Origin of the sequence: Cedecea neteri, assembly GCF_000757825.1 — a bacterium.
In the GTDB taxonomy this organism is placed as follows: Bacteria; Pseudomonadota; Gammaproteobacteria; order Enterobacterales; family Enterobacteriaceae; genus Cedecea; species Cedecea selenatireducens.
On the sequence record NZ_CP009451.1, the window covers coordinates 2,976,492 to 3,002,142 of the forward strand.

Genomic DNA, 25,651 nt, shown 5'->3' on the forward strand with positions numbered 1-25,651 from the left:
TTCGGGATCAGGGCTGTTCATCATCCGGATAAGGAGATCGAAACCATGATGTTTCCTGGTTGGAGGATTGGCCTGGATATCCAGGCGGAGGGCGTACGCGCCGCTGCGGTGCAGTGGCACCGGCAAGGGTGGCAATTGCGGCATTGGTGGTTTTTACCCTTCCCGAAGCAGGGACTTGCGGGCGGCATGTTACCCGAACCCGCCACGCTGCGCGAGGCGCTTGCTACGTGGCGTAAAGAAATCCCCGTGCGTCATCACCTGCGGGTTGGCTTTCCGGCTCAGCGCACTTTGCAGCGCCACATCCCCCGGCCAGCCCGCCGGCTACAGGAGTCAGCCCAGGAAAAGTATATCGCTGGGGCAGCGGCCCGCCAGCTGCAGATGCCCGCGGAACAGCTTTGCTATGACTACCTGGACGAGGGGGAGTCGCTTTACGTGACGGCGGCAAAACAGGAAGACATCGGCGCGCTGCTGGCAAACCTTGCCAGCGTCAAACTCTTTCCCCGGACGATAACGCCGACGGACAAAATTCTTGGCGCTTTGCCCCAGAGTTGTTACTCCGCTGATTGTCGCTTTTTAGTTCATGAAGAACAGGGTTACTGGCTTTGGGCTGCCGTGAACAATCGCGAGCGCTCCGGCTGGCTGGCTAAGTCGCAGGTGGCCGACTTTCCCGCGCTTTGCCTGCAGCTGGGGGCGAGTGCCGGTGAAATCGCGTTTAGCCACGCGGATGGAGATAGTGCCGTGCCCGCTGGGGCTGAACGGCTTAATGCCTGGCAGCCCATCGTTCGCCATCAGCCGCCGCTGCCGCGGCATGGGGGCCTTTACACCCTCGCATTGGGGCTGGCTCTGGGACCCGACCGCTAATGACACCGCTGATAAATCTCCTGCCATGGCGAGCCTCGAGGCGCCGCTATCGGCTAAAGCTCTGGGCCGGCATCGTGCTGTTCGGCATGCTGTTAGTTGCTGCCCTGGCGCAGCTTTGGGCCACGCCGCCGGCCATGAAAACTCGGCTACAGCAGGCCCAGGCTATCACGCTCGAGGCACAGCAGCCCGTCCTGAAGGCACTGTTATTGCGTAAGCAAACTGAGCTGAAAGACAACCAGCAGCGGCTGGCGGTTCTACGGGCTGAAGTGGCGCGTAAGACCAGTATTTCACGTTGGGAAAGCGTGCTGAATGAGCTTGCCTTTCAGTTGCCCGAAAACAGCTGGCTGCAAAGCGTTAGCTGGCAGAACGAAAACGCTAGCGTATCTGGCGTTGCGGGAGATGCTCGTGAGCTGGGGAAGCTCGAGGCCGCGTTGGGTGCTTTACCCGGAGCCTTTAAGGTCAAGCCCGGCGAGCTGCGTGATGAAAAACATAAGGGGCTTGTCTTTACCTTCACCTTAATACCCAAAGGCGGTGAGCGTGCTGAATAACATTGAGCGCCTTATGAGCGTGCATGTCGGGTTCCGTATTCTGTGCGCAACGGTTTTCCTGCTTGTCATGGCATGGTCGTGCTGGTGGCTGCTGATTCAGCCTCGCCAGCAGCAGCTACTCGAACTAGAACGGCAAAATCAGCAGCACTGGCAGCAAGTGCTCTCGCTGCAGCAGAAGATTGCTGCCGTGCCGAAGGTTGAGCCGCTGCCTGATGTTACTCCCTCGACGATTTTTTCCGCGATGGCGGCGGTAAAACTTGGTGGCGGAAGGCTTGTGAAATGGCAGCCTGACCCGCGCCGTGCCGTGCTGGAAATGCTGTTGCCGTGGCCCAAAGTGCCATTGTTCTTTCGGCAACTGGCGGACTACTCGGGCCTGAAGATACCGACCTTTGTTTTGAGCAGTGCCGGGGAGCAAGTTCGGGTGCTACTGACGCTGGAGTTTACCGATGAAAACCGCTAGCTGGATACTGCTGGCTGTACTCAGCCTGCCGCTGCAGGCGGGGCCGCGTAATCCCTTCCTGTTACCGCCATCGCCCTGCGAATCGTTGCTGAAGCGCCTGGATGGCTGGCAGCTGCGCGGTATGTTTTATCGGCCAGGACCAGAAAACAGCATTGCGCTGATGAAACTCTCCGGTAAGCAATGGCAAAGAGTAAAGGAAGGGCAATGGATTGCGCCGGATGTACAAGTAGCGGCCCTGCTTGAGCAACATATGCGGGTTTCTCTTCGGGGGGACTGTGAAGGGAGCTATTACCACTGGAAGATACAGGGAGGATCCGATGATAAGACATATCGTGGCAGGCGCACTGATGCTCGTACCGCTGACGAGCTGGCCGAAAAACAACGTCACTCTGACGCTGGATGAAACGCCGGTCGTGCAGGTTCTGCAAACGCTGGCCGAGCTGCAAAGTTTTAACGTAATGATCGCCCCTGAGGTGACGGGAAACCTCTCTCTGCGTTTGGTTAATGTCCCGTGGGAGCTGGCTTTTCAGCAGGTGCTCAGGTTGTCGAGCCTGACTTCATCAACGACGGGAAACATTCTTCAAATTCGGCAGAAGCAGGACCCGGCGAAGCTACGCGCTCAGCGGGAGGCCGCGCGTAAGCAAAGCGTGCTTGAGCAACCTTTGATTCAGGCGGTCTATACGCCACGCTATGCTGAGGTAGCCGATCTCGCCGCAGGGATAAAAGCGAATGAAGAGAAGCTGCTCGGGCCCAGGGGCAGTATCACCGTGGATAAGCGCACAAATCGCCTGGTAGTACGCGATAACAAGCAAGCGCAAAAGCGCATTGCGTCATGGGTTGCAGATATGGATGTCTCTATGGGGCAGGTTGAGCTGTCTGCCCATATTGTCACTATCAACCAGGAGAAGCTGCGAGAGCTTGGCGTGAAGTGGAGCGCTCCGGCGGGAGAGGCAAAAGCGAGGTTGCATCAGGCAACAACGGTTTCAAGCCAGCTCGCGGTAAATGCCGCGACCACAACGTTGGGGTTTAATATCGGCCGCATCAATGGCCGCATGCTTGAACTGGAGCTTAGTGCGCTTGAGCAGCAACAGCAACTGGACATTATCGCCAGCCCACGCCTGCTGGTGGCGCATCAGCAGGCTGCCAGCATCAAGCAGGGGACTGAAATTCCGTATCAGGTGTCCAACGGCAAAAATGAAGCGACCTCGGTGGAGTTTAAAGAAGCCGTGCTAGGCATGGAGGTGACGCCCACAATCAGCCACCACGGCACGATTCGCCTACAGCTGCGCATTAGCCAGAACATGCCGGGGCGCAGCATCCAACATGCGGATGGCGAGGCATTAGCCATTGATAAGCAGGAGATTGAAACGCAGGTAGAAGTGAAAGACGGCGAGACGCTGGCGTTAGGCGGGATCTTTCAGCAGCAGAACAACCGAACCCTGGATAGCGTCCCTGTGCTGGGAAATATTCCACTTATCGGCCAATTGTTCCGGTACGACGGGAAAAAACGCCAACGTCGGGAATTAGTTGTGTTTATCACCCCAAGGCTGATCGCATTGCCCTAGCCGATTTCCACTTCTGCCTGCGGATTTTTCTGCCAAACAGTGCCCAGGTGTTTGACGGCAGAGAGGAATTAGCTTACAAGGTGTACCGTTTCGGGAGGCAGGGTATTGAGAACCTGTGGCCGGGAAAGCTGGAACAGGCTTTTCGTCCCGAGCCAGGCGCCAGGTGATTTATTCGGTTGCCAAACCCCCTTGAGTATTGAGATAATTTTTAGTCTGATTCTCGAACTCACGCTTATGAGGTTTCAGTTCATGTCCCGCCGCAGCAGGTTGTTATCGGGCGGGTTTACTATCAACGAATTGTCTTAGTAGTACCGAAAAAATGGCAGAGAAACGCAATATCTTTCTGGTTGGGCCTATGGGTGCCGGCAAAAGCACTATTGGGCGTCAGTTAGCTCAGCAACTCAATATGGAATTTTTCGATTCTGATCAAGAGATTGAGAAACGTACCGGAGCTGATGTGGGCTGGGTATTCGACGTTGAAGGCGAAGAAGGCTTCCGCGATCGCGAAGAAAAAATTATCAACGAACTCACTGAAAAACAGGGCATCGTGCTGGCTACCGGCGGCGGCTCTGTGAAGTCTCGTGAAACCCGCAATCGTCTTTCCGCCCGTGGCGTAGTGGTTTATCTTGAGACCACCATTGAGAAACAGCTTGCACGTACTCAGCGCGATAAAAAACGTCCGCTGCTGCAGGTTGAGACTCCACCTCGTGAAGTTCTGGAAGCGCTGGCGCACGAACGCAATCCGCTGTACGAAGAGATTGCTGATGTAACGATTCGCACCGACGATCAAAGCGCCAAAGTGGTTGCAAACCAGATTATTCATATGCTGGAAAGCAACTGATTCTGGCTTAATCAAGAAACGCCTGCGGGCAAAGCAACATAAGGTGGGCTCCGCGTAATGGAGAGGCTGAAAGTCACTCTTGGGGAACGTAGTTACCCTATTACCATTGCCGCCGGGTTATTCAATGACCCGGCTTCCTTTTGGCCGCTGAAAGCTGGCGACCAGACTATGCTGGTCACCAATGAAACCCTTGCGCCTCTCTATCTGGACAGGGTTCGTGGTCTTCTGGAACAGGCAGGCGTTAAGGTCGATACCGTCATTCTTCCGGATGGCGAACAGTTTAAAAGCCTCGCGGTGCTCGATACCGTCTTTACGGCGCTGCTGGAAAAACCTCACGGTCGTGATACTACGCTGATTGCTTTAGGCGGCGGTGTTGTGGGCGATTTGACCGGTTTTGCCGCAGCGAGCTATCAGCGCGGGGTTCGTTTTATCCAGGTTCCCACCACGCTGCTTTCGCAGGTGGACTCCTCCGTAGGCGGCAAAACGGCCGTCAACCATCCCCTCGGCAAAAACATGATTGGCGCGTTCTATCAGCCCGCTTCGGTGGTGGTTGATCTTGATTGCCTGTCAACTTTGCCTGCGCGGGAGCTGGCTTCGGGCCTGGCAGAAGTCATTAAATACGGCATTATTCTCGACGGTGAGTTTTTTGACTGGCTTGAAGAGAATATCGACGCATTGCTGAAGCTGGACGGTCAGGCAATGGCGTACTGTATCCGCCGTTGTTGTGAGTTGAAAGCCGAAGTTGTTGCTGCGGACGAGCGAGAAAGTGGCTTACGTGCTTTACTGAATCTGGGTCATACGTTTGGCCATGCTATTGAAGCCGAAATGGGCTATGGCAACTGGTTGCACGGTGAAGCCGTGGCTGCCGGGATGGTGATGGCGGCGCGAACCGCTCAGCGCCTGGGTCAATTCAGTGAGGCAGAAGTTCAGCGTGTGATCGCGCTGCTGGCACGAGCCGGATTACCGGTTAACGGGCCACAGGAAATGTCCCCTGACGCGTATATGCCCCACATGATGCGTGACAAAAAAGTATTAGCCGGCGAGCTGCGTTTGATTCTGCCGTTGGCAATAGGGAAGAGTGAAGTGCGCGGTGGAGTACCGCACGATGTCGTTCTATCAGCCATTGCTGATTGCCAGCAGGCTTAACAACTAGAATTTTTACAGTATTTAACTTCGGGCGTAATGCGGACATGAGCATGCGCCTTTGAGTGGGGTGTTAAATGGATGAGTTTAAACCAGAAGACGAGCTGAAACCCGATCCAAGCGATCGTCGTCCTGGGCGTTCCCGCAAACCTGACGAGTTCGACAAAGAACCGCAGATCAACGTCGATGACGTCGATCTTGATGCGGACGAACGTCGTCCTTCTCGTTCACGCCGCGAGCGTGAAGAAGAAGTCGAGGAAGAGTACGAAGGTGATGACGGCATGGCCGCAGATCCTCGTCCGGCGCGTGGACGTAAAAAGGCAGCAAAACAGAAAGCGCCTGCTTCTCGTCAGCACATCATGATGGGCGTAGGGATTCTGGTCCTGCTGCTGCTTATCATCGGCATCGGTTCAGCGCTGAAAGCACCTTCATCCACTCCAGATACTGCTGAGCAAAAATCGGGCGCGGAGAAGAACATCGATCTTTCCGGCTCGAATACTGCGACGCCTGCCGATCAGGCAAACGGCGCTCAGCCGCAGCCGGGGAATACCCCAGCTACTGGCCAGCAGAACCCGCAGGATGTTTCCCTGCCGCCTATTTCTTCTACGCCAACCCAGGCACAGACTCAGCCGCAGCCTGAAGGGCAGCAGCGCGTTGAGGTTCCTGGGAACCTGAATAACGCACTGACTCAGCCTCAGCAGCAGGGCCAGATTGACAACGTGGTTAGTAATTCCACGCTGCCGACCGAACCAGCCACTGTAGCACCTATTGCCGGTAGCAAAACCGAGCCGCGCAAGCTGGCAGGTACTCAGGAACCAACCCGTACCGTTGAGTCTCGCCCTGAACGTAAAAAAGCGGTGATTGAGCCTGTACGTAAAGCGGAATCGAAACCGCAGGTAAAAGCGGAAAGCAAGCCGGTTGCAACGGCAAAACACAGCGAACCTGCTCCGGTTGTCTCCACGCCAGTGAAAGCGCCATCAACCAGCGTTGCAACATCCACTCCGGCGCCAAAGGCTACGGCATCCACCACGCCTAAAGCACAACCGCAGGCGGCCGCAAGCACTGGCGGCACGGTTAGCGGTGATGCAAGCGCCATTAAAAGCGCGCCAGGCAGCCACTACACGCTGCAGCTGAGCTCTTCTTCAAACTCAGCAAACCTGAATGCGTGGGCGAAAAAAGAGAACCTGCAACACTATATGGTTTACCAGACCCAGCGTAACGGCCAGCCATGGTACGTGCTGGTGACCGGGGTTTATGCGACGAAAGATGACGCAAAACGCGCGGTTTCAAACCTGCCGGCAGACGTTCAGGCTAAGAACCCGTGGGCAAAACCTATTCATCAGGTGCAGTCTGACCTTAAGTGAAAATAAGCGCAGTCGCTGTCGGAGCCTTTCCACAGCTGGATAAGGTGTAAATAGTAAGGCAGCATGAAAAAAAATCGCGCTTTTCTGAAATGGGCAGGGGGAAAGTTCCCCCTGCTGGACGACATAAAAAAGTATCTGCCGGAAGGCGACTGTCTGATTGAGCCCTTCGTTGGCGCCGGGTCGGTATTTCTCAATACCGATTATCAGCGCTATATCCTCGCGGACATCAACAGCGATCTGATTAACCTCTACGATATCGTCAAAAACCGCGCGGATGAGTACGTGCGGGAATCTCGTTTGCTCTTCACCAAAGAGAAAAACGAAGAGGCGACCTATTACGCCTTCCGCGTCGAATTTAATCAGTGCACCGACAAATTCCGGCGTGCGGTGCTGTTTCTGTATCTTAACCGCCATTGTTACAACGGCCTGTGCCGTTATAATCTGCGTGGTGCATTTAACGTGCCGTTTGGCCGCTACAGCAAGCCTTACTTCCCGGAAGAAGAGCTGTACAACTTTGCCGAACGAGCCAAAAATGCCACTTTTGTCTGCCAGTCATATGACGTCAGCATGGTAAACGTTGCCGCAGGTTCCGTTGTGTATTGCGATCCGCCTTACGCGCCGCTTTCCGCCACCGCCAACTTTACCGCTTATCACACGGACAGTTTCAGCATGGTGCAACAGAAGCATCTGGCGGAGCTGGCTGAAAAACTGCGTGAGCAGAGCATCCCGGTCGTGATTTCCAATCACGATACCGAGCTCACTCGCGAGTGGTACAAGAATGCTACCGATTTCCGTAAGCTGCAGGTAAGACGCAGCATCAGCCGAAACGGTGGAGAACGTAACAAGGTGGACGAACTTCTGGCGCTTTATAACGTAAAGTTTGCCTGAGCCGTTTCGCCCGCCGCTGAAGATGAATGACTCCTGGAGAAGCGGATGAAACAGTATTTGATTGCCCCCTCAATCCTCTCTGCCGACTTCGCCCGACTGGGCGAGGATACGGCTAAAGCGCTGGCCGCCGGTGGTGACGTCGTCCATTTTGACGTCATGGATAACCACTATGTCCCTAACCTGACGATGGGGCCAATGGTGCTTAAGGCACTGCGCGATTACGGCATCACCGCGCCTATCGATGTCCATCTGATGGTGAAGCCGGTTGACCGTATCATTCCTGACTTCGCCGCTGCGGGCGCCAGCATCATTACTTTCCACCCGGAAGCTTCTGAACATGTCGATCGCTCCCTGCAGCTTATCAAAGAGTACGGCTGCAAAGCGGGTCTGGTGCTGAACCCGGCGACCTCCCTTTCCTGGCTGGATCACGTTATGGATAAGCTGGATGTGATTTTGCTGATGTCCGTCAACCCTGGGTTTGGCGGCCAGTCGTTCATTCCCCACACGCTTGAAAAGCTGCGCCAGGTTCGTGAGCGTATTGATGCATCCGGCTATGATATCCGCCTTGAAGTGGACGGCGGCGTTAAAGCCGACAATATTGCGGAAATCGCCGCTGCGGGCGCAGATATGTTCGTCGCAGGCTCCGCCATTTTCGGCCAGCCTGATTATAAAGCGGTGGTTGACCGCATGCGTTCTGAACTGGCTAAGGTAAGTCATGGATAAGTTTCAAAAAATTCGAGGTGTCGCCTTCGATCTTGACGGCACGCTCATCGACACGGCGCTTGGTCTGAGCCAGGCTGTCGATCTCGCCCTGTACGCGCTTGAACTGCCTGTGGCGGGTGAAGAACGCGTAGTGACCTGGATTGGTAACGGCGCGGATATCATGATGCAGCGGGCGCTTAAGTGGTCGCTGAAAGATAAAGAGCCCGATCTCGCTCAGCTGAATATGGCGCGCAAACTGTTCGATCGCTACTACGCGGAAACGGTTGAAGAAGGGAGCTTTCTGTTCCCGGGCGTGGCCGCAACGCTTGCTGCTCTGAAAGAGAAAGGCCTGCCGCTCGCCGTGGTCACCAACAAACCCACGCCTTTTGTCACGCCGCTGCTGGAAGATCTGGGCATTGCCCAATATTTCCAGACCATCATCGGCGGTGACGATGTGAAAGAGAAAAAGCCGCACCCGGAAGCACTGTACAAAGTTATGGAAACCCTGGGCCTGGCGGCGGACGAGCTGCTTTTTGTTGGCGACTCCCGCAATGATATTCAGGCCGCACAGGCGGCCGGCTGCCCAAGCGTCGGCCTGACCTGGGGTTATAACTATGGCGAAGCGATCGGGCTGAGCAACCCGGACGTTGTGTTCGATCGTTTCGAAGACTTATTGCCCGCTTTCGGGCTACCACCTTTAGCAAATCAGGAAGCAGAAAATGAGTAAGCCCATCGTATTTAGCGGCGCGCAGCCGTCAGGCGAATTAACCATTGGCAACTACATGGGTGCGCTGCGTCAGTGGGTAAACATGCAGGATGATTATCACTGTATTTACTGCATCGTTGATCAGCATGCGATTACCGTTCGTCAGGACCCGACCGCGCTGCGTAAAGCGACGCTGGACACCCTGGCGCTGTACCTGGCCTGCGGCATTGACCCGAAAAAGAGCACCATTTTTGTTCAGTCCCACGTGCCTGAGCACGCGCAGCTGAGCTGGGTGCTGAACTGCTACACCTATTTCGGCGAGCTGAGCCGTATGACTCAGTTCAAGGACAAGTCCGCCCGCTACGAAGAAAACATCAACGCCGGTTTGTTCGACTATCCGGTGCTGATGGCGGCAGACATTCTGCTGTATCAGACCAATCAGGTCCCGGTGGGTGAAGACCAGAAGCAGCACCTGGAGCTGAGCCGCGACATTGCAGGCCGCTTTAACGCGCTGTACGGCGACATCTTCAAAGTGCCTGAGCCGTTTATTCCTAAATCCGGCGCCCGCGTGATGTCCCTGCTTGAGCCGACGAAAAAGATGTCCAAGTCTGACGATAATCGCAATAACGTTATCGGCCTGCTGGAAGACCCGAAATCCGTAGTGAAGAAAATCAAACGCGCGGTGACCGACTCCGAAGAGCCACCTGTCGTGCGTTACGATGTGAAAGAGAAGGCCGGGGTGTCTAACCTGCTGGATATTCTTTCCGGCGTTACAGGCAAAGCGATTCCTGAGCTTGAAGCCAGCTTTGAAGGCAAGATGTATGGTCACCTGAAAGGCGAAGTGGCGGAAGCCGTGTCCGGTATGCTGACCGAGCTTCAGGAGCGCTATCACCGTTACCGCAACGATGAAGCTTTCCTGCAGCAGGTGATGAAAGAGGGCTCAGAAAAAGCGCGAGCTCGCGCCGGTGAGACGCTGAAAAAGGTGTATGAAGCGATCGGTTTTGTCGCTCACCCATAATTTTTCCCTATGAATAACCCGCCGCCTGGCGGGTTATTTCTTTTTTGTGACCCCATTCTCCTTTTGTCATTTTCCCCTTTGCCATCTATATTCAATTTTATGAAGATATATTCATTCAATAAATTGAAGATAACAGATGAGCCGCAGCTTTATTAAAAAAGAGGGCGTAGCCCAATCCAGTCTGGCCCGTTATTTACTGGGTGAGAAATGTGGTAACAGACTGAAAACCATCGATGAGTTAGCCGGTGAGTGCGGTTTTTCCGTAGGCCTGACGCAGGCGGCCTTGAAGACGCTGGAGAAGGCTGGCGCCGTGAGCGTTGAGCGCCGCGGCCGCAACGGTAGCTATCTGTTGAGCATGGATAACAAAGCCCTATTGGCGTTCGCAGATATCGGCAATGTAGTGTGTGCTATGCCGCTGCCGTACACCCGGCTTTATGAAGGGCTTGCCAGTGGTTTAAAGGCGCAGTTTGACGGAATTCCGTTTTACTACGCCCACATGCGAGGGTCTGATGCTCGCGTGGAATGTTTGCTGAATGGGGTTTATGACCTTGCCGTGGTCTCCAGGCTGGCGGCGGACAGCTACCTCAGCAATCCGGGTATTTTTACCGCCCTGGCGCTGGGACCGCATACCTACGTCGGCGAGCATAAGCTGATTTGCCGCGCCGGGCAGCAGGAGAGTATCCGCCGTATCGGCATTGACCCACGTTCTGCGGATCAGCGCATCATGACGGATGTCTACTTTGCCGGCCAGGATGTGGAAATACTCGACGTGTCGTACCACGAATGCCTGAACCGCATTGCTAAAGGCAATATTGATGCGGTGATTTGGAACGTCAGCAACGAGGCCGATCTGACGGCGCTGGGGCTGACGGCGCTGCCGCTCAGCGGCGATAAATGTTTCCTGGCGGCGTCGGAAGCAGTGGTGCTGACGCGAAGCGAAGATATCCCTATCCAGCAGCTGTTGAGAACGGTGGTGGATAAAAATGAACTGCTGGCGCATCAGCAAAGCGTGCTGAGCGGCGAACAGGAACCAAGCTATTGACAGAGGTAATCAGTATGGAAGACCGGCTCAACCTGCTGTGTGAGGCAGGCGTCATCGACCGGGATATTTGCGATGGCATGAAGGCTGTGGTGACGCAGCTGGAAACCCGCTGGGCTATCCCGCTGCAGAACGACCAGGGCGCGATGGCTATTACCCACATGGCTAATGCGCTGATGCGCAGTCGTCGGGGTGAGGAAGTCGGCCCGCTGGATGACGAGCTGCTGGCGGAGATTAAAACCGACAGCGTGTTTGGCGAAGTGGAGCAGGCGCATTATTCGCTGCTGGCTCCGTTCAACGTCAAGCTGCATCCGAACGAAGAAGGTTATCTGCTCGCTAACCTGTTCGGCCTGTGGCTGATTCATAAGAGCTAACGGATTTACCGACAGCGGTTTTTCTCAATCTAAATATTCAAAAAAATGATTATTTAGGCTGGTTTATTTATCAGGTCGCGAGGCAAGGCATGTTTATTGAGGCACTCAAGGCACAGAACCCGGCGTTGATTGATGCGGCCAGAATCCTCTGGCGGCAGGGCGCGGTGCTGCCCGATACCTGGATTATCGATGTCGATCAGGTTCTGGAAAACGGCCGGAAACTGCTCGCGGCCGCGCAGAAACACGGCATCACGCTCTACTTTATGACCAAGCAGCTGGGGCGCAATCCGTGGCTTGCCAACAAACTGGTTGAGCTGGGCTTTAAAGGGGCGGTTGCCGTCGATTTTAAAGAGGCCAGAACGCTGCGTGCTGCAAATGTTCCCGTATCACATGTCGGCCACCTGGTGCAGGTTCCGGTCGCGCAGGTAGAAGAGAGCGTGAGCGGGGCGACGGAAATCATCACGCTGTTTTCACTGGAGAAAGCTCGTGAAGTCTCGGCTGCCGCGCTGGCCAGCGGGCGTGTTCAGGCCGTCATGCTGAAAGTGTTTGCCGAGTACGACCGCCTTTATCCGGGCCAGGAAGCCGGTTTCCCGCTTAACGAGCTGGATGACGTCGTGCGCGAGATCCGGTCGATGACGGGGATTCGGCTGACCGGCCTGACGCATTTCCCCTGCCTGCTTTGGAACGAAGAGCAGCAGCAAACGCAGCCGACCCGCAACCTGATGACGCTGCTGAAAGCGCGTGACCTGCTGCAGGACCAGGGCATTGAGATTGAGCAAATTAATGCCCCATCGGCCTCCAGTTGCAACACGTTACCCATTCTTGCCGAACACGGCGTGACCCACGCGGAACCCGGCCATGCGCTGACCGGCACTATTCCGGCAAACCAGCACGGTGACCAGCCGGAAGCCATTGCCATGCTCTACCTGACGGAAATCTCCCATCAGTTCCAGGGCAAAAGCTACTGCTTCGGTGGCGGATATTATCGTCGTGGCCATGCGCAGAATGCGCTGGTGTTTGACGCCGCCGGTCAATCGGAGTCTGCCCGGCTGCTGCCGCCAGACATCACCAGCATTGATTATCACCTTGCGCTGGAAGGCCGCTATCCCGTCGGTAGCCCGGTGGTGATGTGCTTCCGCACGCAGGTTTTTGTTACCCGCAGCGACGTGGCGCTGGTGTCCGGCATTCAAAGCGGGAATCCGCTACTTGAAGCGCTGTACGACAGCCTTGGTCACCCTATATCGAGAGGTCAGCATGAGTAAGTTTTTGGTGCTGGTGATAGACAGCTTCGGCGTGGGAGCGATGGACGATGTGCCGGCGGTCAGACCGCAGGATATCGGGGCGAATACCTGCGGGCATATCTTGCAGCATTTTCCTGAACTGCGCTTACCCACGCTTGAGAAGCTGGGGCTGATAAACGCGCTGGGCTTTGCCGCCAACGTTATGCAGGCCAACGCTAATGCCGTCTATGGAACCGCGGCGTTGCAGCATGAAGGCGGCGACACTTTTATGGGCCATCAGGAAATTTTGGGCACAAAACCACAAACTCCATTGCGAATGCCGTTTTCCGACGTTATCGATGACGTTGAGCGAGCGTTAGTGAGTGCGGGCTGGGAGGTTGAACGCAAGGGCGGCGAGCTGCAATTCCTGTGGGTGAACCAGGCCGTGGCCGTGGGCGATAATCTTGAGGCCGATCTCGGGCAGGTGTTTAACATCAGCGCCAACCTCAGCGCTATACCGTTTGAGCAGGTACGCGCCATTGGCGAAGTGGTACGCCGCTGCGTGAAGGTCGGACGGGTGATTGCTTTTGGTGGCCTGCTTGAGAGCAGCGAACAGTTGATCGACGCCGCTGAAGAAAAACAGGGCCTTTATGTCGGCATTAATGCGCCGCGTTCCGGGGTATATAAAAGTGGGTTTCAGGTCGTGCATATGGGCTATGGCGTGGACGCCAGCGTTCAGGCTCCGCAGCAGCTGCATCAGGTCGGGGTTAAAACCGTGCTGGTGGGGAAGGTGGCCGACATTGCGATTAACCCACACGGCATCAGCTACCAGAATCTGGTCGACTCCCAGAGCATCCTCGATATCACCCGGGATGAGCTGAATAAACCCGGCCGCGCGTTTATCTGTACCAATATTCAGGAAACTGACCTGGCGGGCCATGCGGAAGACGTTGCGCGCTACGCCGAGCGACTTGAGCTGGTAGATAAAAACCTGGCTTTGCTGATGGCGGATATGCAGGCGGGAGACTGCCTGGTGGTGATGGCCGACCACGGTAACGATCCGACTATCGGCCACAGCAAGCACACGCGTGAAAACGTCCCTTTGCTGGTGTGGCAGCCCGGCATAACAGGCGCTTATCTGGGCGCACGCGCTACGCTTTCTGATGTAGGCGCAACGGTTTGTGACTTTTTCCGGGCAGCTGCGCCGCAGAACGGTACTTCGTTCCTGCCGCTGCTGAATGTCTCTTCTGCACGTGGAGTGAATCATGACAGGGCATAAGCATATCGATCCATCGGGCTATACCTATGCCCATGAGCATCTTCATATCGATCTTTCCAGCTTCAAGGACAACATCGATTGCCGTCTGGATCAGTACGAGCTGATTTGCGGTGAGATGACGTCACTCTATGAGCAGGGCGTACGCAATATCATAGAAATGACCAACCGCTATATGGGGCGTAACCCTCAGTTTATGCTGGATATCATGCGTGATACCGGTATGAACGTGATGGCCTGTACCGGTTATTATCAGCACGATTTCTTCCCGCCGCACGTGGCGACCACGCCGGTGAAAGTGCTGGCGCAGGAGATGATCGATGAAATTGAAATCGGCATCGACGGCACGGCGTTAAAAGCCGGGATTATCGCGGAGATTGGCTCCAGCGTGGATGTGATTACGCCGGTAGAAGCCCGGGTATTTCAGGCGGCGGCCATCGCCCATCATGAGACCGGTCGGCCTATTTCGACCCATACCTCATTCAGCACCATGGGCCTTGAGCAACTGGTGCTCCTGAAGTCCTGGTGCGTGGATCTTTCCCGCGTCACCATCGGCCACTGTGACCTGAAAGATAACCTCGAAAACATCCTGCGGATGATTGACCTGGGCGCCTACGTTCAGTTCGATACCATCGGCAAAAACAGCTATTACCCGGACGAAAAACGCATTGCGATGCTGAGTGCGCTCAAAGAACGCGGCCTGCTCGACCACGTCATGCTGTCGATGGATATTACTCGCCGCTCTCATTTAAAAGCGAACGGCGGGCCTGGTTTTGATTATTTACTTACCACGTTTGTGCCGATGCTGCTGGAGGCCGGTTTCAGCCAGGCAGACATCGATTTGATGTTACGTGACAACCCCTCTGTCTTCTATAAGTAAGGATTTTCCATGAAAAAGATCGGTGTCGCTGGCTTACAGCGCGAACTTATCAAACAAACCATCGAAACCGCCGCACCCGGCAGCTTCGAAGTGTTTATCTATAACGACATGGACGCCGCGCTGAAGGTGAAATCCGGGCAGCTTGATTACTACATTGGGGCCTGTAATACCGGGGCAGGTGCGGCGCTGTCTATCGCCATCGCGGTAATCGGCTACAACCGCAGCTGCACCATCGCCAAGCCCGGTATCAAAGCCAAAGAGGAGCAAATTGCCCGCCTGGTCTCAGAAGGCAAGGTGGCGTTTGGGCTCTCCGTGGAGCATATCGAGCATGCCATCCCGCTGCTGGTTAACCATTTAAAATAAAGGCATCCGTATGGAATTTTACCTTCACCTTGTTGTTGTTGCCTTGCTTACCGGGATGACGGCTTTACTGGCGCACCGCTCAGCGGCGGTGTTTCATGACGGGATCCGACCGATTCTGCCGCAGCTTATCGAAGGCAATATGAATCGCCGCGAGGCGGGCAGTATCGCCTTTGGCCTGAGCATCGGCTTTGTGGCCTCGGTTGGGATCTCTTTTACCCTGAAGACCGGGCTGCTTAACAGCTGGCTGCTGTTCTTGCCGACCGACATCCTCGGCGTGCTGGCGGCCAACAGCGTGCTGGCCTTTGGGCTTGGCGCCGTCTGGGGCGTTCTGATCCTCACCTGCCTGGTGCCGGTGAATCACCTGCTGACCGCGCTGCCGGTAGACGTTCTCGGCTCGCTGGGCGAACTGAGTTCTCCGGTGGTTTCAGCCTTTGCGCTGTTCCCGCTGGTGGCGATTTTCTACCAGTTTGGCTGGAAGAACAGCCTGTTCGCGGCGGTGGTTGTGCTGCTAACCCGCGTGCTGGTGGTGCGTTTCTTCCCGCAGCTGAACCCTGAGTCCATCGAGATTTTCGTCGGTATGGTTATGCTGCTGGCGATTGCGATTTTTCATGATCTGCGCGCTCGCGATAAGCATGAGCACGATGCTCACGGGCAGTCGGTGTTTGAGGAGCGTACCTCGAGGATCATTAAAAATCTGCCTTATATCGCCATCGTTGGTGGCCTGATCGCCACCGTTGCCAGCATGAAGCTCTTTGCAGGTAGCGAGGTGTCTATCTTTACGCTGGAAAAAGCCTACAAGATTGGCCTCGATCCAACCCAGTCCCAGAGTCTGATAGATCAGGCCGCGCTGGCCGAGTTTATGCGTGGCCTGGGCTTTGTGCCGATGATTGCCACGACGGCGCTGGCGACCGGGGTTTATGCCGTGGCGGGGTTCACCTTTGTTTTTGCCGTAGGCTATCTGATTGCTAACCCGCTGCTCGCTTTTGTGGTCGGTGCGCTGGTGATTTCTGCCGAAGTCCTGCTGCTTCGTTCCATTGGGAAATGGCTGGGACGTTACCCTTCGGTACGCAACGCCTCGGACAACATCCGTAACGCGATGAACATGCTGATGGAGATGGCGCTGCTGATTGGCTCTATCTTTGCCGCCATCAAGATGGCGGGGTATACCGGCTTCACCATCGCGACGGCGCTGTACTTCCTGAACGAATCGCTGGGCCGCCCGGTGCAGAAAATGGCCGCGCCGGTTGTGGCGGTGATGATAACCGGCATTGTGCTGAATATTCTCTTCTTCTGCGGCCTGTTTATCCCGGCCTAAGAGAGGTTGTGTGGAAAGCTCGCCGTTGCAAAGCCTGAACCTGGCTCAGGCGCAGCAAAAGCAGTTTCGGCTGGTGGATATTATCTGCCAGCATTTTTCCGGCGCTGATTTTCTCAGCCAGGGCGATGTTGGCCTGGTACATGGTCTTAATCAGCCAAAAACTACGCAGCGGGTTGAGTGGGTTCTGGCCGACTTCTTCTCTGCGCCAGCCGCCGCGCTGGTGCAGGGGGCCGGCACCGGGGCTATCCGTAGCGGGCTGGCGGCCTTGTTAAAAGCGGGCGATAAGCTGCTGATTCATCAGGCACCTCTGTACCCTACCACGGCGGTTATTGCCGAACAGATGGGGCTTGATCTAATCAGGGCCGATTTTAATAAACCTGGTGAAGTGGATACCGCTATCGCCACGCATCGTCCGGCTGCGGCTTTGATTCAGCACACCCGCCAGACGCTGGATGATGCCTATCGGCTCGCAGATGTCATTGCCTGCTTTAACCGCCATGGTTTGCCGTCGCTGGCTGATGATAACTATGCGGTGATGAAGGTCGATAAAATCGGCTGCCAATGTGGGGCGACGCTGTCGACCTTCTCCTGCTTTAAGCTGTTTGGCCCTGCTGGCGTGGGCGTGGTTGTCGGCGAGAAAGCGGCGGTTCAGGCCGTGCGTCAGAGTATGTATTCCGGCGGTAGCCAGGTTCAGGGCTTCCAGGCCATGGAGGCGCTGCGCGGTTTGGTCTTCGCCCCGGTGATGCATGCCGTTCAGGCACAGGTTAACGACGACCTGGTTGAGCTTCTGTCGCAGGGGGCTGTGCCCCAGGTTAAAAATGCGTTTATCGCCAACGCGCAGTCAAAGGTCCTGCTGGTCGAGTTTCATCAGCCGATTGCCGAAAAGGTGCTGGCCGCCGCGCAGAAGCTGGGGGCTTTGCCTTATCCGGTGGGCGCAGAATCGAAGTATGAAATCCCGCCGCTCTTTTATCGGCTATCCGGGACGTTCAGGCAGGCTGAACCGGGTCTTGAGAAGCGGATGATTCGCATCAACCCGAACCGCAGCGGCGCAGAAACCGTGCTGAGAATTTTGCAGGAAAGCTGTGCAGAGGCAGAAAAGTAAAAGGGAGGCCTGTGCCTCCCTTTAGATTTAATGGTTTGAGAACCAGTTTAGCCTGTCGCGGAGGCCAACGACACGCCCAACAATAATCAATGCCGGGCTGCCGACCTGCGTGGCTAACTCGCCTAATTGATTCAGGGTGCCGTCCACGACCCGCTGATTTACCGCCGTGCCGTTTTCCACCAGCGCCACCGGCATCGTCTCTTCCATGCCGTGCGCGATCAGCTGCTGCTGAATAGCAGAGGCCTGGTTAAGCCCCATGTAGAACACCAGCGTCTGTTTTTCTGCCGCCAGGTTAGCCCAGTCGAGCTCACCGCCGGTTTTCAAATGGCCGGTGACCAGGCGAACGCTTTGCGCGTAGTCCCGGTGCGTGAGCGGAATGCCTGAGTAGGCGGAACAGCCGGAAGCAGCGGTAATTCCCGGCACGACGGAGAACGGGATCCCGCCGTTGCACAAGGTTTCAAGCTCTTCACCGCCGCGCCCGAAGATAAACGGATCGCCGCCTTTCAGGCGCACGACGCGTTTGCCCTTTTGCGCTTCACGCAGCAGGATTTGGTTAATCTCTTCCTGCGGCACGCAGTGGTAGCCCGCGCGTTTGCCGACGAATACGCGGTCGGCATCACGACGGACCAGATTCATGATGTCGTCCGACACCAGGCGGTCGTAAACCACCACGTCAGCCTGCTGAATCTGCTGCAGGCCTTTTAGCGTCAACAAACCTGCATCGCCTGGGCCAGCACCAACCAGCACAACTTCGCCGCGGTGATCGAGCGGGGTGGAAAACAGGGATTCCGTCTCTTTTTCAACGGCAAGCTGGTCTTCATTGGCCAGATACTGCGCCAGACGGTCGTTGGTGAAGAACTTTTCCCAGAAGCGGCGACGCTCGCCCATGGTGGCAAAAGTTTGCTTCACGCGGCCACGCAGCGTGCCCGCAAAGGCGGCGATTTTACCCAGATGCAGCGGCAGGCTGGCTTCCAGCTTTTCGCGCAGCAGTCGGGCCAGAACAGGGGATGTGCCGCCGGAGGAAACGGCGACCATCAGCGGGGAGCGGTCGATGATCGACGGCATAATGAAGCTCGCCTGCTTCGGTGCATCGACCACGTTGCAGAATATACGGCGGGACTCGGCGGCATCGCTAACCTGCTGATTGACCTCATCATCGTCGGTGGCGGCAATCGCCAGCCAGCTTTCGTCCAGCAGCGTTTCTGAGAACGTGCCTTCTGCCAGGGTCAGCATATTTTGCTCAGCCCACACCTTAAACTGCGGGCTAAACTCGAGGGCGTTAACGGTGATGCGCGCACCTGCCTCCAGCAATAAACGCGCTTTGCGTTCAGCGACGTCGCCCCCGCCTACCAGCAGGCAGGCGCGGCCACGTAACTGACAAAATATCGGCAGGTGATCCACGGTAAATCCTCAATTAATTTCGGGCTGTTTCCGGTGCACCTGCGGCGGCAGGCTGCGGACGTTCGGCTTTCGGCGTAGCATACCAATAACCCAGACCCATGAATACCACGCCAGAAAGGGTATTCCCCAGCGTGACCCACAGCAGATTATGGCCGATACCGGACAGCGTATAAGCCTCGCTGTGGTGACCAAACCAGGAGAGGGCAAACAGCGTCATGTTGGCGATGGAGTGCTCGTAGCCGGAGGCGATAAACGCCAGCAGGCACCACCAGATAGCGATGAATTTCGCCGCGCCTTCGGTACGAATTGCCATCCAGATTGCCAGACAAACCAGCCAGTTACACAGCGCGCCCTTAAAGAACAGCACCATCGCCGGCGCGGTGGTTTTTGCCAGCGCCACGGCGTGCACAATGCTGGTGTCTACCGGCAGCAGGCTGCCGCCGCCCCAGCTATACAGCAGTGCAACAAACACTGAACCTACCAGATTGCCAAGCCAGGTCTGCGGCAGAATCGCCCACATTTGGCCGTGAGAGATGGTGCCGGCTTTCACGCCGAAGGTCAGGAACATGGTGTGGCCGGTAAACAGCTCGGAACCGGCAATAATCACCAGCGTCAGGGCGATGCCGAAGGTTGCCCCCATGACCAGCGGGCGAATGGACGGATCGAGCAAATTACCGAGGGTGAAAATCAGGATGATGCCAAGGCCAACGTAGGCGCCCGCCATGGCAGAACTTACCCAGAAGCCCAGAGGATTCGTCTGCGAGAGACGGTTAATACGCGCGGCATTCGCCGCACACTTATTGATGGTATCGGTGAACATTTTTGTTATCCCAATGAAGTTAAAAATAAAAATTTAAAAAAAGAATCTAATTTTTACCCTCACCCTAACCCCTTCCCTGAGGGAGAGGGGATCGCCGGGGAAGCCTTGGTGACTTTCTCCCTCTCCTTAAGGGAGAGGGCCGGGGTGAGGGTTGTTTTAAGTATTAAGCTTTTATCTGTACCAGTCCGTCCTGCACGCGCGCTTCATAGTGCGGGACGGAGCGGCTTTCATCTTCCATGCACAGGCCGTCCCGCAGGCGGAAGTGCTGTTTTTTCAGCGGGCTGGCAACCCACAGCTCATCCTGATGTTCTGCAATCAGCCCGCGTGAAAGCACGCTCGCTTCAAAGAACGGGTCGATATTGCTGATGGCGTAAACCTGCTCGTCTTTACGCGGGCGGAAAATAGCAACTTGTGCAGATCCCACCAGGGCGCAAACACCCGTTGCAGGCAGGATGTCGTCTAGCTGACAAACGGTTGTCCACTGGCTCATGCGTGTTCCTCCACTTCTACCAGAGTGACCGGAATACGCTCATACGGCGTGGCCGGGCGGTGTTGTTCGCGCTCGCTAACTGTCTGCACGTTCGGGTCGCGCTGCGGGCTATTGATAAAGTGTTTGAAGCGAACCTGAGCCTGTGGCGTGTTCACGGTTTCTGTCCACTCGCAGATCACTTTCTCGCGCAGGCGGTTAAGCTCAGCTTCAAGCTGATCGTTGAGGCTCAGCTTGTCGTCGACAATCACGCTACGCAGATAGTCGATACCGCCTTCCAGGTTCTCCAGCCAGACGGAAGTACGGGTGAGTTTGTCGGCGGTGCGGATGTAGAACATCATGAAGCGGTCGAGATACTTGATGATGGTATCGTGGTCGAGGTCCGCCGCCAGCAGGTCCGCATGGCGTGGCTTCATGCCGCCGTTACCGCAAACATACAGGTTCCAGCCTTTTTCAGTAGCGATGATGCCCACGTCTTTGCCCTGCGCTTCCGCACATTCGCGGGTACAGCCGGAGACGCCAAACTTCATTTTGTGCGGAGTACGAATGCCTTTGTAGCGGTTTTCCAGCTCGACGCCGAAGCCCACGCTGTCGCCCACGCCGTAACGACACCAGGTGCTGCCGACGCAGGTTTTTGCCATACGCAATGCTTTGGCATAGGCGTGGCCGGTTTCGAATCCGGCTTCAATCAGCTGACGCCAGATTTCCGGCAGGTCGTCCTTTTGTGCGCCGAACAGGCCGATGCGCTGGGAGCCGGTGATTTTGGTGTAAAGGTTATATTCGCTGGCGATACGGCCGACTTCCATCAGCCCCTCCGGCGTGATTTCACCGCCTGCTGAGCGCGGGATCACCGAGTAGGTGCCGTCTTTCTGGATGTTGCCGAGGAAGTTATCGTTGGTATCCTGCAGCGGCGTTAGCTCTGGCTGCAGCACGTAGTCGTTCCAGCAGGATGCCAGCAGCGAGCCTACGGTTGGCTTGCAAACTTCACAGCCGTAGCCTTTACCGTATTTTTGCAGCAGCTGGTCGAAGGATTTGATCCCTTCCACGCGGATCAGGTGGTACAGCTCCTGGCGTGAGAAGGCAAAGTGTTCGCACAGGTTGTTGTTCACTTCGATACCGGCTTTGGCCAGCTCGGCGTTCAGCACCTGGGTGACCAGCGGAATACAGCCGCCGCAGCCGGTGCCGGCTTTGGTTTCGGCCTTCAGCGCCGCAACGGTGTGGCAGCCTTTATTGATAGCCTTGATCAGGTCGCCTTTGGTGACGTCAAAGCAGGAACAGATTTGCGCGCTTTCCGGCAGCTTATCCACGCCGATAGACGGCTTACCGCTGCTGGCGTGAGCCGGCAGGATCAGCGAGTCCGGATTTTCCGGCAGCTCAATCGCGTTCAGCACCAGCTGCAGCAGGTTACCGTAGTCGCTGGTGTCGCCAACCAGCACCGCGCCAAGCAGGGTCTTGTTGTCTTCGCTAACCACCAGGCGTTTGTATACCTCTTTGCTTTCATCGAGGTAAACATAGCTGCGGGCGTTTGGCGTGCGGCCGTGAGCATCGCCAATACCGCCGACGTCAACGCCGAGCAGTTTCAACTTGGCGCTCATGTCCGCGCCTTCAAAGGTGTTTTCGCTCCCGAGCAGGTGGTCCGCCGTCACCTGAGCCATTTTGTAGCCCGGTGCGACGAGGCCGAAGACGCGGTTATTCCAGCTGGCGCATTCTCCGATGGCGTAAATATCCGGGTCTGAAGTCTGGCACTTATCGTTGATAGTGATGCCGCCGCGCGGGGCTGTTTCCAGCCCGCACTGGGTCGCCAGCTTGTCCTGAGGACGAATACCGGTAGAGAAGACGATGAAGTCCACTTCCAGCTCACTGCCGTCGGCAAAACGCATGGTTTTGCGGGCCTCGGTGCCCTGCTGGACGATTTCCTGGGTGTTTTTGCCGGTGTGCACACGCACGCCCATGCGCTCGATTTTGCTGCGCAGCTGCTCCCCGCCCATGCGGTCAAGCTGCTCGGCCATCAGCATTGGTGCGAATTCGATAACGTGAGTTTCCACGCCGAGGTTTTTCAGCGCCCCGGCCGCTTCCAGCCCCAGCAGGCCACCGCCGACGACGGCACCGCGTTTGCTGCGGCGGGCGCAGGATTCAATAGCGTTCAGGTCTTCGATGGTACGGTAAACGAAGCAGTCCTGAGTTTCCGAGCCTTTAATAGGCGGGATCCACGGATAAGAGCCCGTTGCCATGACCAGCTTGTCGTAATAAACGGTGCGGCCGGTATTGGAGTGGATCACTTTTTCCTGGCGGTTGATAGTGATGGCACGTTCGCCAACCAGCACTTTTACGCCGTGTTTTTCGTAGTAGCCGTCGCGGACGAGGGAAAGTTCTTCAGCGGTATGATGGGAGAAATAAGAAGAGAGGTGCACGCGATCGTAGGCTTTACGCGGCTCTTCACAAAATACGGTGATATCGAACTGGTCCGGCGGGGCTTTATCAAGTAAGTCTTCGATAAAGCGATGGCCCACCATGCCGTTACCGATAACTGCGATTCTGACCTTGCTCATAATTGCCTCAATTTCTTTTTTATTACCGCCTACCTTAACGATTCAGCCAGGGTGATTATTGATACAAATCAAACGCGCCTTTATATACCCATTAAGAGGTATATCATTGATTTTGATGTATTTTTGTAAGTAATGGAATTGACTGGTTTTTCGCCAGTAAATCAAAGCGGTGTATGCTATGAAACAGTCTGCGACGGATAAGAGAGGACTTATGGAAACGAAAGCGTTACGGGTTATTCAGAATGTGCGGCTGACGGGCCGGGAAGGGTTGTGGCAGCTGTCGATCGCTGACGGAAAATTTCAGGCCATTACGCCAATGGGTGAGGTGCAGCAGGAAAGCGGCCAGGCGTTGGACGGTGAAGGCGGGTTAGCCATTGCCCCCTTTGTTGAGCCGCATATCCATCTGGATACCACGCAGACCGCCGGGCAGCCGGGCTGGAATCAGTCCGGCACGCTGTTTGAAGGGATTGAACGCTGGGCGGAGCGCAAAGCCCTGCTGAGCCATGAAGATGTAAAACACAGGGCGTGGCAAACGCTGAAGTGGCAAATTGCCAACGGCATTCAGTATGTTCGTACCCACGTGGACGTTTCTGACCCGACGCTGACCGCATTGAAGGCGATGCTTGAAGTGAAGCAGGAAGTTGCCCCGTGGGTAGAGCTGCAGCTGGTGGCTTTCCCGCAGGAGGGCATTCTCTCCTATCCGAACGGCGAGGCTTTGCTGGAGGAGGCATTACGTCTGGGCGCCGATGTTGTCGGGGCTATCCCACATTTCGAGTTTACCCGTGAATATGGCGTTGAGTCGCTGCATAAGGCTTTTGCCCTGGCCCAGAAATATCAGCGGCGGTTAGATATTCACTGCGATGAAATAGACGATGAACAATCGCGGTTTGTCGAAACCGTGGCCGCTCTGGCCCACCGCGACGGTATTGGCGCGCGGGTGACCGCCAGCCACACAACGGCAATGCATTCCTACAACGGGGCCTATACCTCGCGGCTGTTCCGTTTGCTTAAGCTGTCGGGTATTAACTTTGTGGCAAACCCGCTGGTCAATATTCATTTGCAGGGGCGTTTCGATGATTACCCTAAACGCCGTGGCGTAACGCGGGTGAAGGAGATGCTGGGGGCGGGCATCAACGTTTGTTTCGGCCACGATGATGTTTTCGACCCGTGGTATCCGCTCGGAACCGCCAATATGCTGCAGGTGCTGCACATGGGGCTGCATGTTTGCCAGCTGATGGGCTATCAGCAAATAGACGAAGGATTAAAACTTATCACCGATAACAGCGCCCGGACCTTCGGCGTTGAGGACTACGGCATTACGCCGGGTAACTCGGCGAACCTTGTTATTTTACCTGCTGAAAACGGATTTGATGCGGTACGGCGGCAGGTGCCGGTGCGCTGGTCGATTCGTGCCGGGCAGGTCATTGCCACGACGCAGCCTGCTCAGACGAAGATAATGCTGGGGGATAAAACGGAAAACATTCAGTTTGAAGGACCCTCTCCCCGTTAGGGAAGAGGGCAAATCGCAGGGCGATTAGTGTGCCGCAGCTTCTGCGCCATGACGACGGTGTTTGGTTACGAAACCAAGCACCAGGCACATGACGAACACCACAGCATACAGGCCATTCGCGGTATGCAGAGCAGCCAGAGGGCCGCTGTGAGCCACGATAGGGCCGGTAACGATAAAGGTCAGCATGGTACCCACGGTGCCGCAGGTCAGCACAAAGTTAACCAGTTTCGGCGAAGACACTTTGGTCTGCTGTGAACCCAGGGTAATGATGGTGGTGTAAATCGCGCTGGAGAAGAAACCGAGCGCCAGAATAAACCACGCCAGGTGAGCCGGATCGCCGTGGTTGAACAGGTACATCAGCACGGTGGCTGCCCCGGCCAGCACGGTCAGGATGCGCTGCAGATCGAAGAAACGCAGGATAAAGCTGAAGGCCCACATGCCGAACATGTAAGACATCCAGAAGTCGCTGACCAGCTTACCGGCATCGTTGATGCTCATGCCGAGGCCTTTGGCGTATTCCGGTACCCAGGAGATAAAGCCCAGCTGGCCGAGGATGTAGCATAGCGCCGCGACGGAGAGGAACAGCACGCCGATGCCCCATTTTTCTTTGGCAACAGGTTGCTCGTCTTTCTTCGCATGCTTGCCCAGCGCCGGGAACTCACAGCCCAGAGTCAGCAGGAAGATAGCCACGTAGACCAGACCGATACAGACGTAGACCCAGTACCAGTTGATGCTACGGGCCAGCAGGATTGCGGCGACCATCGGGAAAATCATCCCGGCCATGCTGAAGAAGGAGTCGGTAAACAGCAGGCGAGAACCGCGCTGACGCCCTTCATACATATGGGTGATCAGGAAGGTACCAATCGACATGGTTATCCCGCTCACCAGCCCCAGCACGAACATCGAGGCCGAGAAGATAGCCAGGTTATGACCGAAGATCAGGCCGGCAACGGCCAGCACCATCAGCAGGAAGCCAAAGCGCAGCTGGGTTTTCAGCGGTACGATTTCCATCAGCCAGGCGTTCAGGAAGATAGAGATCAAAATACCGGCATTAAGGAAAGTAAACGTGTTACTCATGCTGGACACCGGCAGATTGAAGTACTCTGCGATGTTTCCCATCACCATCCCGGTGACGATCACCAACGCCCCGGTCAGGGCGTAGGAGAAGAAGCTAATCCATAAAAGCTTGGTTCGGTTGCTGTTAGTCATAACGAGCCTG

Annotated in this window: 26 protein-coding genes; 21 read left to right on the forward strand and 5 right to left on the reverse strand. The window is 56.0% G+C overall.

What is annotated here, in order from left to right:
* The first annotated feature begins 45 nt into the window (after nucleotides 1-45).
* From JT31_RS13660 to JT31_RS13755, 20 genes are all read left to right on the forward strand, one after another.
* Nucleotides 46-861 (forward strand): hypothetical protein, encoded by an 816-nt coding sequence (locus JT31_RS13660; protein ID WP_038478074.1) that lies wholly within the window; start codon nucleotides 46-48, stop codon nucleotides 859-861.
* Nucleotides 861-1,409, forward strand: a complete 549-nt coding sequence (locus tag JT31_RS13665) for a PilN domain-containing protein (protein ID WP_038478077.1) — start codon at nucleotides 861-863, stop codon at nucleotides 1,407-1,409. The genes JT31_RS13660 and JT31_RS13665 overlap by 1 nt, the downstream gene beginning before the upstream one ends.
* Nucleotides 1,399-1,869 (forward strand): hypothetical protein, encoded by a 471-nt coding sequence (locus JT31_RS13670; protein WP_038478080.1) that lies wholly within the window; start codon nucleotides 1,399-1,401, stop codon nucleotides 1,867-1,869. Before JT31_RS13665 ends, JT31_RS13670 begins: the two co-directional genes overlap by 11 nt.
* Nucleotides 1,856-2,272 (forward strand): HofP DNA utilization family protein, encoded by a 417-nt coding sequence (locus JT31_RS13675; protein ID WP_038478083.1) that lies wholly within the window; start codon nucleotides 1,856-1,858, stop codon nucleotides 2,270-2,272. The genes JT31_RS13670 and JT31_RS13675 overlap by 14 nt, the downstream gene beginning before the upstream one ends.
* Nucleotides 2,187-3,434: a type IV pilus secretin PilQ gene (pilQ, locus tag JT31_RS13680; protein ID WP_081948190.1), complete on the forward strand. Its 1,248-nt coding sequence runs from the start codon at nucleotides 2,187-2,189 to the stop codon at nucleotides 3,432-3,434. Before JT31_RS13675 ends, pilQ begins: the two co-directional genes overlap by 86 nt.
* A 319-nt stretch (nucleotides 3,435-3,753) precedes the next feature.
* Nucleotides 3,754-4,275, forward strand: coding sequence for a shikimate kinase AroK (aroK, locus tag JT31_RS13685; protein ID WP_016538517.1), 522 nt, complete (start codon nucleotides 3,754-3,756; stop codon nucleotides 4,273-4,275).
* Between the two features lie 57 nt (nucleotides 4,276-4,332).
* Complete coding sequence (gene aroB / locus JT31_RS13690; RefSeq protein ID WP_038478086.1) at nucleotides 4,333-5,421, forward strand: 3-dehydroquinate synthase; 1,089 nt, start codon at nucleotides 4,333-4,335, stop codon at nucleotides 5,419-5,421.
* A gap of 74 nt (nucleotides 5,422-5,495) precedes the next feature.
* Nucleotides 5,496-6,782 (forward strand): cell division protein DamX, encoded by a 1,287-nt coding sequence (damX, locus tag JT31_RS13695; RefSeq protein WP_038478088.1) that lies wholly within the window; start codon nucleotides 5,496-5,498, stop codon nucleotides 6,780-6,782.
* Between the two features lie 63 nt (nucleotides 6,783-6,845).
* A complete protein-coding gene (dam, locus tag JT31_RS13700; protein ID WP_038478091.1) occupies nucleotides 6,846-7,670 on the forward strand; it encodes an adenine-specific DNA-methyltransferase in 825 nt (274 codons plus the stop codon).
* Nucleotides 7,671-7,715: 45 nt separating this feature from the next.
* Nucleotides 7,716-8,393, forward strand: coding sequence for a ribulose-phosphate 3-epimerase (gene rpe, locus JT31_RS13705; protein WP_038478094.1), 678 nt, complete (start codon nucleotides 7,716-7,718; stop codon nucleotides 8,391-8,393).
* Complete coding sequence (locus JT31_RS13710; RefSeq protein WP_038478097.1) at nucleotides 8,386-9,099, forward strand: phosphoglycolate phosphatase; 714 nt, start codon at nucleotides 8,386-8,388, stop codon at nucleotides 9,097-9,099. The genes rpe and JT31_RS13710 overlap by 8 nt, the downstream gene beginning before the upstream one ends.
* The gene (gene trpS, locus JT31_RS13715; protein WP_038478100.1) at nucleotides 9,092-10,096 is read left to right on the forward strand and encodes a tryptophan--tRNA ligase; all 1,005 of its coding nucleotides are present in this window, start codon (nucleotides 9,092-9,094) and stop codon (nucleotides 10,094-10,096) included. Before JT31_RS13710 ends, trpS begins: the two co-directional genes overlap by 8 nt.
* 136 nt (nucleotides 10,097-10,232) lie before the next feature.
* Nucleotides 10,233-11,138, forward strand: coding sequence for a GntR family transcriptional regulator YhfZ (yhfZ, locus tag JT31_RS13720; protein ID WP_038478103.1), 906 nt, complete (start codon nucleotides 10,233-10,235; stop codon nucleotides 11,136-11,138).
* Nucleotides 11,139-11,152: 14 nt separating this feature from the next.
* Nucleotides 11,153-11,509, forward strand: coding sequence for a hypothetical protein (locus JT31_RS13725; protein WP_038478105.1), 357 nt, complete (start codon nucleotides 11,153-11,155; stop codon nucleotides 11,507-11,509).
* Nucleotides 11,510-11,598: 89 nt separating this feature from the next.
* Nucleotides 11,599-12,771 (forward strand): YhfX family PLP-dependent enzyme, encoded by a 1,173-nt coding sequence (locus JT31_RS13730; protein ID WP_038478108.1) that lies wholly within the window; start codon nucleotides 11,599-11,601, stop codon nucleotides 12,769-12,771.
* Nucleotides 12,764-14,008, forward strand: a complete 1,245-nt coding sequence (locus JT31_RS13735) for a phosphopentomutase (protein ID WP_038478111.1) — start codon at nucleotides 12,764-12,766, stop codon at nucleotides 14,006-14,008. Before JT31_RS13730 ends, JT31_RS13735 begins: the two co-directional genes overlap by 8 nt.
* Nucleotides 13,995-14,885 carry a phosphotriesterase-related protein gene (locus JT31_RS13740; protein ID WP_038478114.1) on the forward strand — a complete coding sequence of 297 codons (891 nt, stop codon included), beginning with the start codon at nucleotides 13,995-13,997 and terminating at the stop codon, nucleotides 14,883-14,885. The genes JT31_RS13735 and JT31_RS13740 overlap by 14 nt, the downstream gene beginning before the upstream one ends.
* 9 nt (nucleotides 14,886-14,894) lie before the next feature.
* Nucleotides 14,895-15,248, forward strand: a complete 354-nt coding sequence (locus JT31_RS13745; RefSeq protein WP_038478118.1) for a DUF2620 domain-containing protein — start codon at nucleotides 14,895-14,897, stop codon at nucleotides 15,246-15,248.
* A gap of 10 nt (nucleotides 15,249-15,258) precedes the next feature.
* The gene (locus JT31_RS13750; RefSeq protein ID WP_038478121.1) at nucleotides 15,259-16,563 is read left to right on the forward strand and encodes a YhfT family protein; all 1,305 of its coding nucleotides are present in this window, start codon (nucleotides 15,259-15,261) and stop codon (nucleotides 16,561-16,563) included.
* A gap of 10 nt (nucleotides 16,564-16,573) precedes the next feature.
* Nucleotides 16,574-17,665, forward strand: a complete 1,092-nt coding sequence (locus JT31_RS13755) for an aminotransferase class V-fold PLP-dependent enzyme (protein WP_038478124.1) — start codon at nucleotides 16,574-16,576, stop codon at nucleotides 17,663-17,665.
* 27 nt (nucleotides 17,666-17,692) lie between these two features.
* Here the strand turns inward: JT31_RS13755 and cysG are convergent, their stop codons facing one another.
* From cysG to nirB, 4 genes are all read right to left on the reverse strand, one after another.
* Nucleotides 17,693-19,066, reverse strand: a complete 1,374-nt coding sequence (gene cysG / locus JT31_RS13760; protein ID WP_038478127.1) for a siroheme synthase CysG — start codon at nucleotides 19,064-19,066, stop codon at nucleotides 17,693-17,695.
* A gap of 13 nt (nucleotides 19,067-19,079) precedes the next feature.
* The gene (gene nirC / locus JT31_RS13765) at nucleotides 19,080-19,886 is read right to left on the reverse strand and encodes a nitrite transporter NirC (RefSeq protein WP_038478129.1); all 807 of its coding nucleotides are present in this window, start codon (nucleotides 19,884-19,886) and stop codon (nucleotides 19,080-19,082) included.
* Between the two features lie 163 nt (nucleotides 19,887-20,049).
* Entirely contained in the window at nucleotides 20,050-20,376 is a 327-nt protein-coding gene (nirD, locus tag JT31_RS13770; protein WP_038478132.1) for a nitrite reductase small subunit NirD, read from the reverse strand.
* A complete protein-coding gene (nirB, locus tag JT31_RS13775) occupies nucleotides 20,373-22,922 on the reverse strand; it encodes a nitrite reductase large subunit NirB (RefSeq protein WP_038478134.1) in 2,550 nt (849 codons plus the stop codon). The genes nirD and nirB overlap by 4 nt, the downstream gene beginning before the upstream one ends.
* 211 nt (nucleotides 22,923-23,133) lie before the next feature.
* On the opposite strand from nirB, the gene JT31_RS13780 reads away from it, so the two are divergent.
* Nucleotides 23,134-24,432 carry a cytosine deaminase gene (locus JT31_RS13780; protein ID WP_038478137.1) on the forward strand — a complete coding sequence of 433 codons (1,299 nt, stop codon included), beginning with the start codon at nucleotides 23,134-23,136 and terminating at the stop codon, nucleotides 24,430-24,432.
* Between the two features lie 24 nt (nucleotides 24,433-24,456).
* Here the strand turns inward: JT31_RS13780 and tsgA are convergent, their stop codons facing one another.
* A complete protein-coding gene (gene tsgA / locus JT31_RS13785) occupies nucleotides 24,457-25,641 on the reverse strand; it encodes an MFS transporter TsgA (protein WP_038478140.1) in 1,185 nt (394 codons plus the stop codon).
* Between the last annotated feature and the right edge of the window lie 10 nt (nucleotides 25,642-25,651).

What these genes read in the sequence shown, in the direction of transcription:
- JT31_RS13660 (WP_038478074.1), top strand. Translation starts at nt 46, where the DNA reads ATGATGTTTCCTGGTTGGAGGATTGGCCTGGATATCCAGGCGGAGGGC.
- JT31_RS13665 (WP_038478077.1), top strand. Translation starts at nt 861, where the DNA reads ATGACACCGCTGATAAATCTCCTGCCATGGCGAGCCTCGAGGCGCCGC.
- JT31_RS13675 (WP_038478083.1), top strand. Translation starts at nt 1,856, where the DNA reads ATGAAAACCGCTAGCTGGATACTGCTGGCTGTACTCAGCCTGCCGCTG.
- pilQ (WP_081948190.1), top strand. Translation starts at nt 2,187, where the DNA reads ATGATAAGACATATCGTGGCAGGCGCACTGATGCTCGTACCGCTGACG.
- aroK (WP_016538517.1), top strand. Translation starts at nt 3,754, where the DNA reads ATGGCAGAGAAACGCAATATCTTTCTGGTTGGGCCTATGGGTGCCGGC.
- aroB (WP_038478086.1), top strand. Translation starts at nt 4,333, where the DNA reads ATGGAGAGGCTGAAAGTCACTCTTGGGGAACGTAGTTACCCTATTACC.
- damX (WP_038478088.1), top strand. Translation starts at nt 5,496, where the DNA reads ATGGATGAGTTTAAACCAGAAGACGAGCTGAAACCCGATCCAAGCGAT.
- dam (WP_038478091.1), top strand. Translation starts at nt 6,846, where the DNA reads ATGAAAAAAAATCGCGCTTTTCTGAAATGGGCAGGGGGAAAGTTCCCC.
- rpe (WP_038478094.1), top strand. Translation starts at nt 7,716, where the DNA reads ATGAAACAGTATTTGATTGCCCCCTCAATCCTCTCTGCCGACTTCGCC.
- JT31_RS13710 (WP_038478097.1), top strand. Translation starts at nt 8,386, where the DNA reads ATGGATAAGTTTCAAAAAATTCGAGGTGTCGCCTTCGATCTTGACGGC.
- trpS (WP_038478100.1), top strand. Translation starts at nt 9,092, where the DNA reads ATGAGTAAGCCCATCGTATTTAGCGGCGCGCAGCCGTCAGGCGAATTA.
- yhfZ (WP_038478103.1), top strand. Translation starts at nt 10,233, where the DNA reads ATGAGCCGCAGCTTTATTAAAAAAGAGGGCGTAGCCCAATCCAGTCTG.
- JT31_RS13725 (WP_038478105.1), top strand. Translation starts at nt 11,153, where the DNA reads ATGGAAGACCGGCTCAACCTGCTGTGTGAGGCAGGCGTCATCGACCGG.
- JT31_RS13730 (WP_038478108.1), top strand. Translation starts at nt 11,599, where the DNA reads ATGTTTATTGAGGCACTCAAGGCACAGAACCCGGCGTTGATTGATGCG.
- JT31_RS13735 (WP_038478111.1), top strand. Translation starts at nt 12,764, where the DNA reads ATGAGTAAGTTTTTGGTGCTGGTGATAGACAGCTTCGGCGTGGGAGCG.
- JT31_RS13740 (WP_038478114.1), top strand. Translation starts at nt 13,995, where the DNA reads ATGACAGGGCATAAGCATATCGATCCATCGGGCTATACCTATGCCCAT.
- JT31_RS13745 (WP_038478118.1), top strand. Translation starts at nt 14,895, where the DNA reads ATGAAAAAGATCGGTGTCGCTGGCTTACAGCGCGAACTTATCAAACAA.
- JT31_RS13750 (WP_038478121.1), top strand. Translation starts at nt 15,259, where the DNA reads ATGGAATTTTACCTTCACCTTGTTGTTGTTGCCTTGCTTACCGGGATG.
- nirC (WP_038478129.1), bottom strand. Translation starts at nt 19,886, where the DNA reads ATGTTCACCGATACCATCAATAAGTGTGCGGCGAATGCCGCGCGTATT.
- nirD (WP_038478132.1), bottom strand. Translation starts at nt 20,376, where the DNA reads ATGAGCCAGTGGACAACCGTTTGTCAGCTAGACGACATCCTGCCTGCA.
- nirB (WP_038478134.1), bottom strand. Translation starts at nt 22,922, where the DNA reads ATGAGCAAGGTCAGAATCGCAGTTATCGGTAACGGCATGGTGGGCCAT.
- JT31_RS13780 (WP_038478137.1), top strand. Translation starts at nt 23,134, where the DNA reads ATGGAAACGAAAGCGTTACGGGTTATTCAGAATGTGCGGCTGACGGGC.
- tsgA (WP_038478140.1), bottom strand. Translation starts at nt 25,641, where the DNA reads ATGACTAACAGCAACCGAACCAAGCTTTTATGGATTAGCTTCTTCTCC.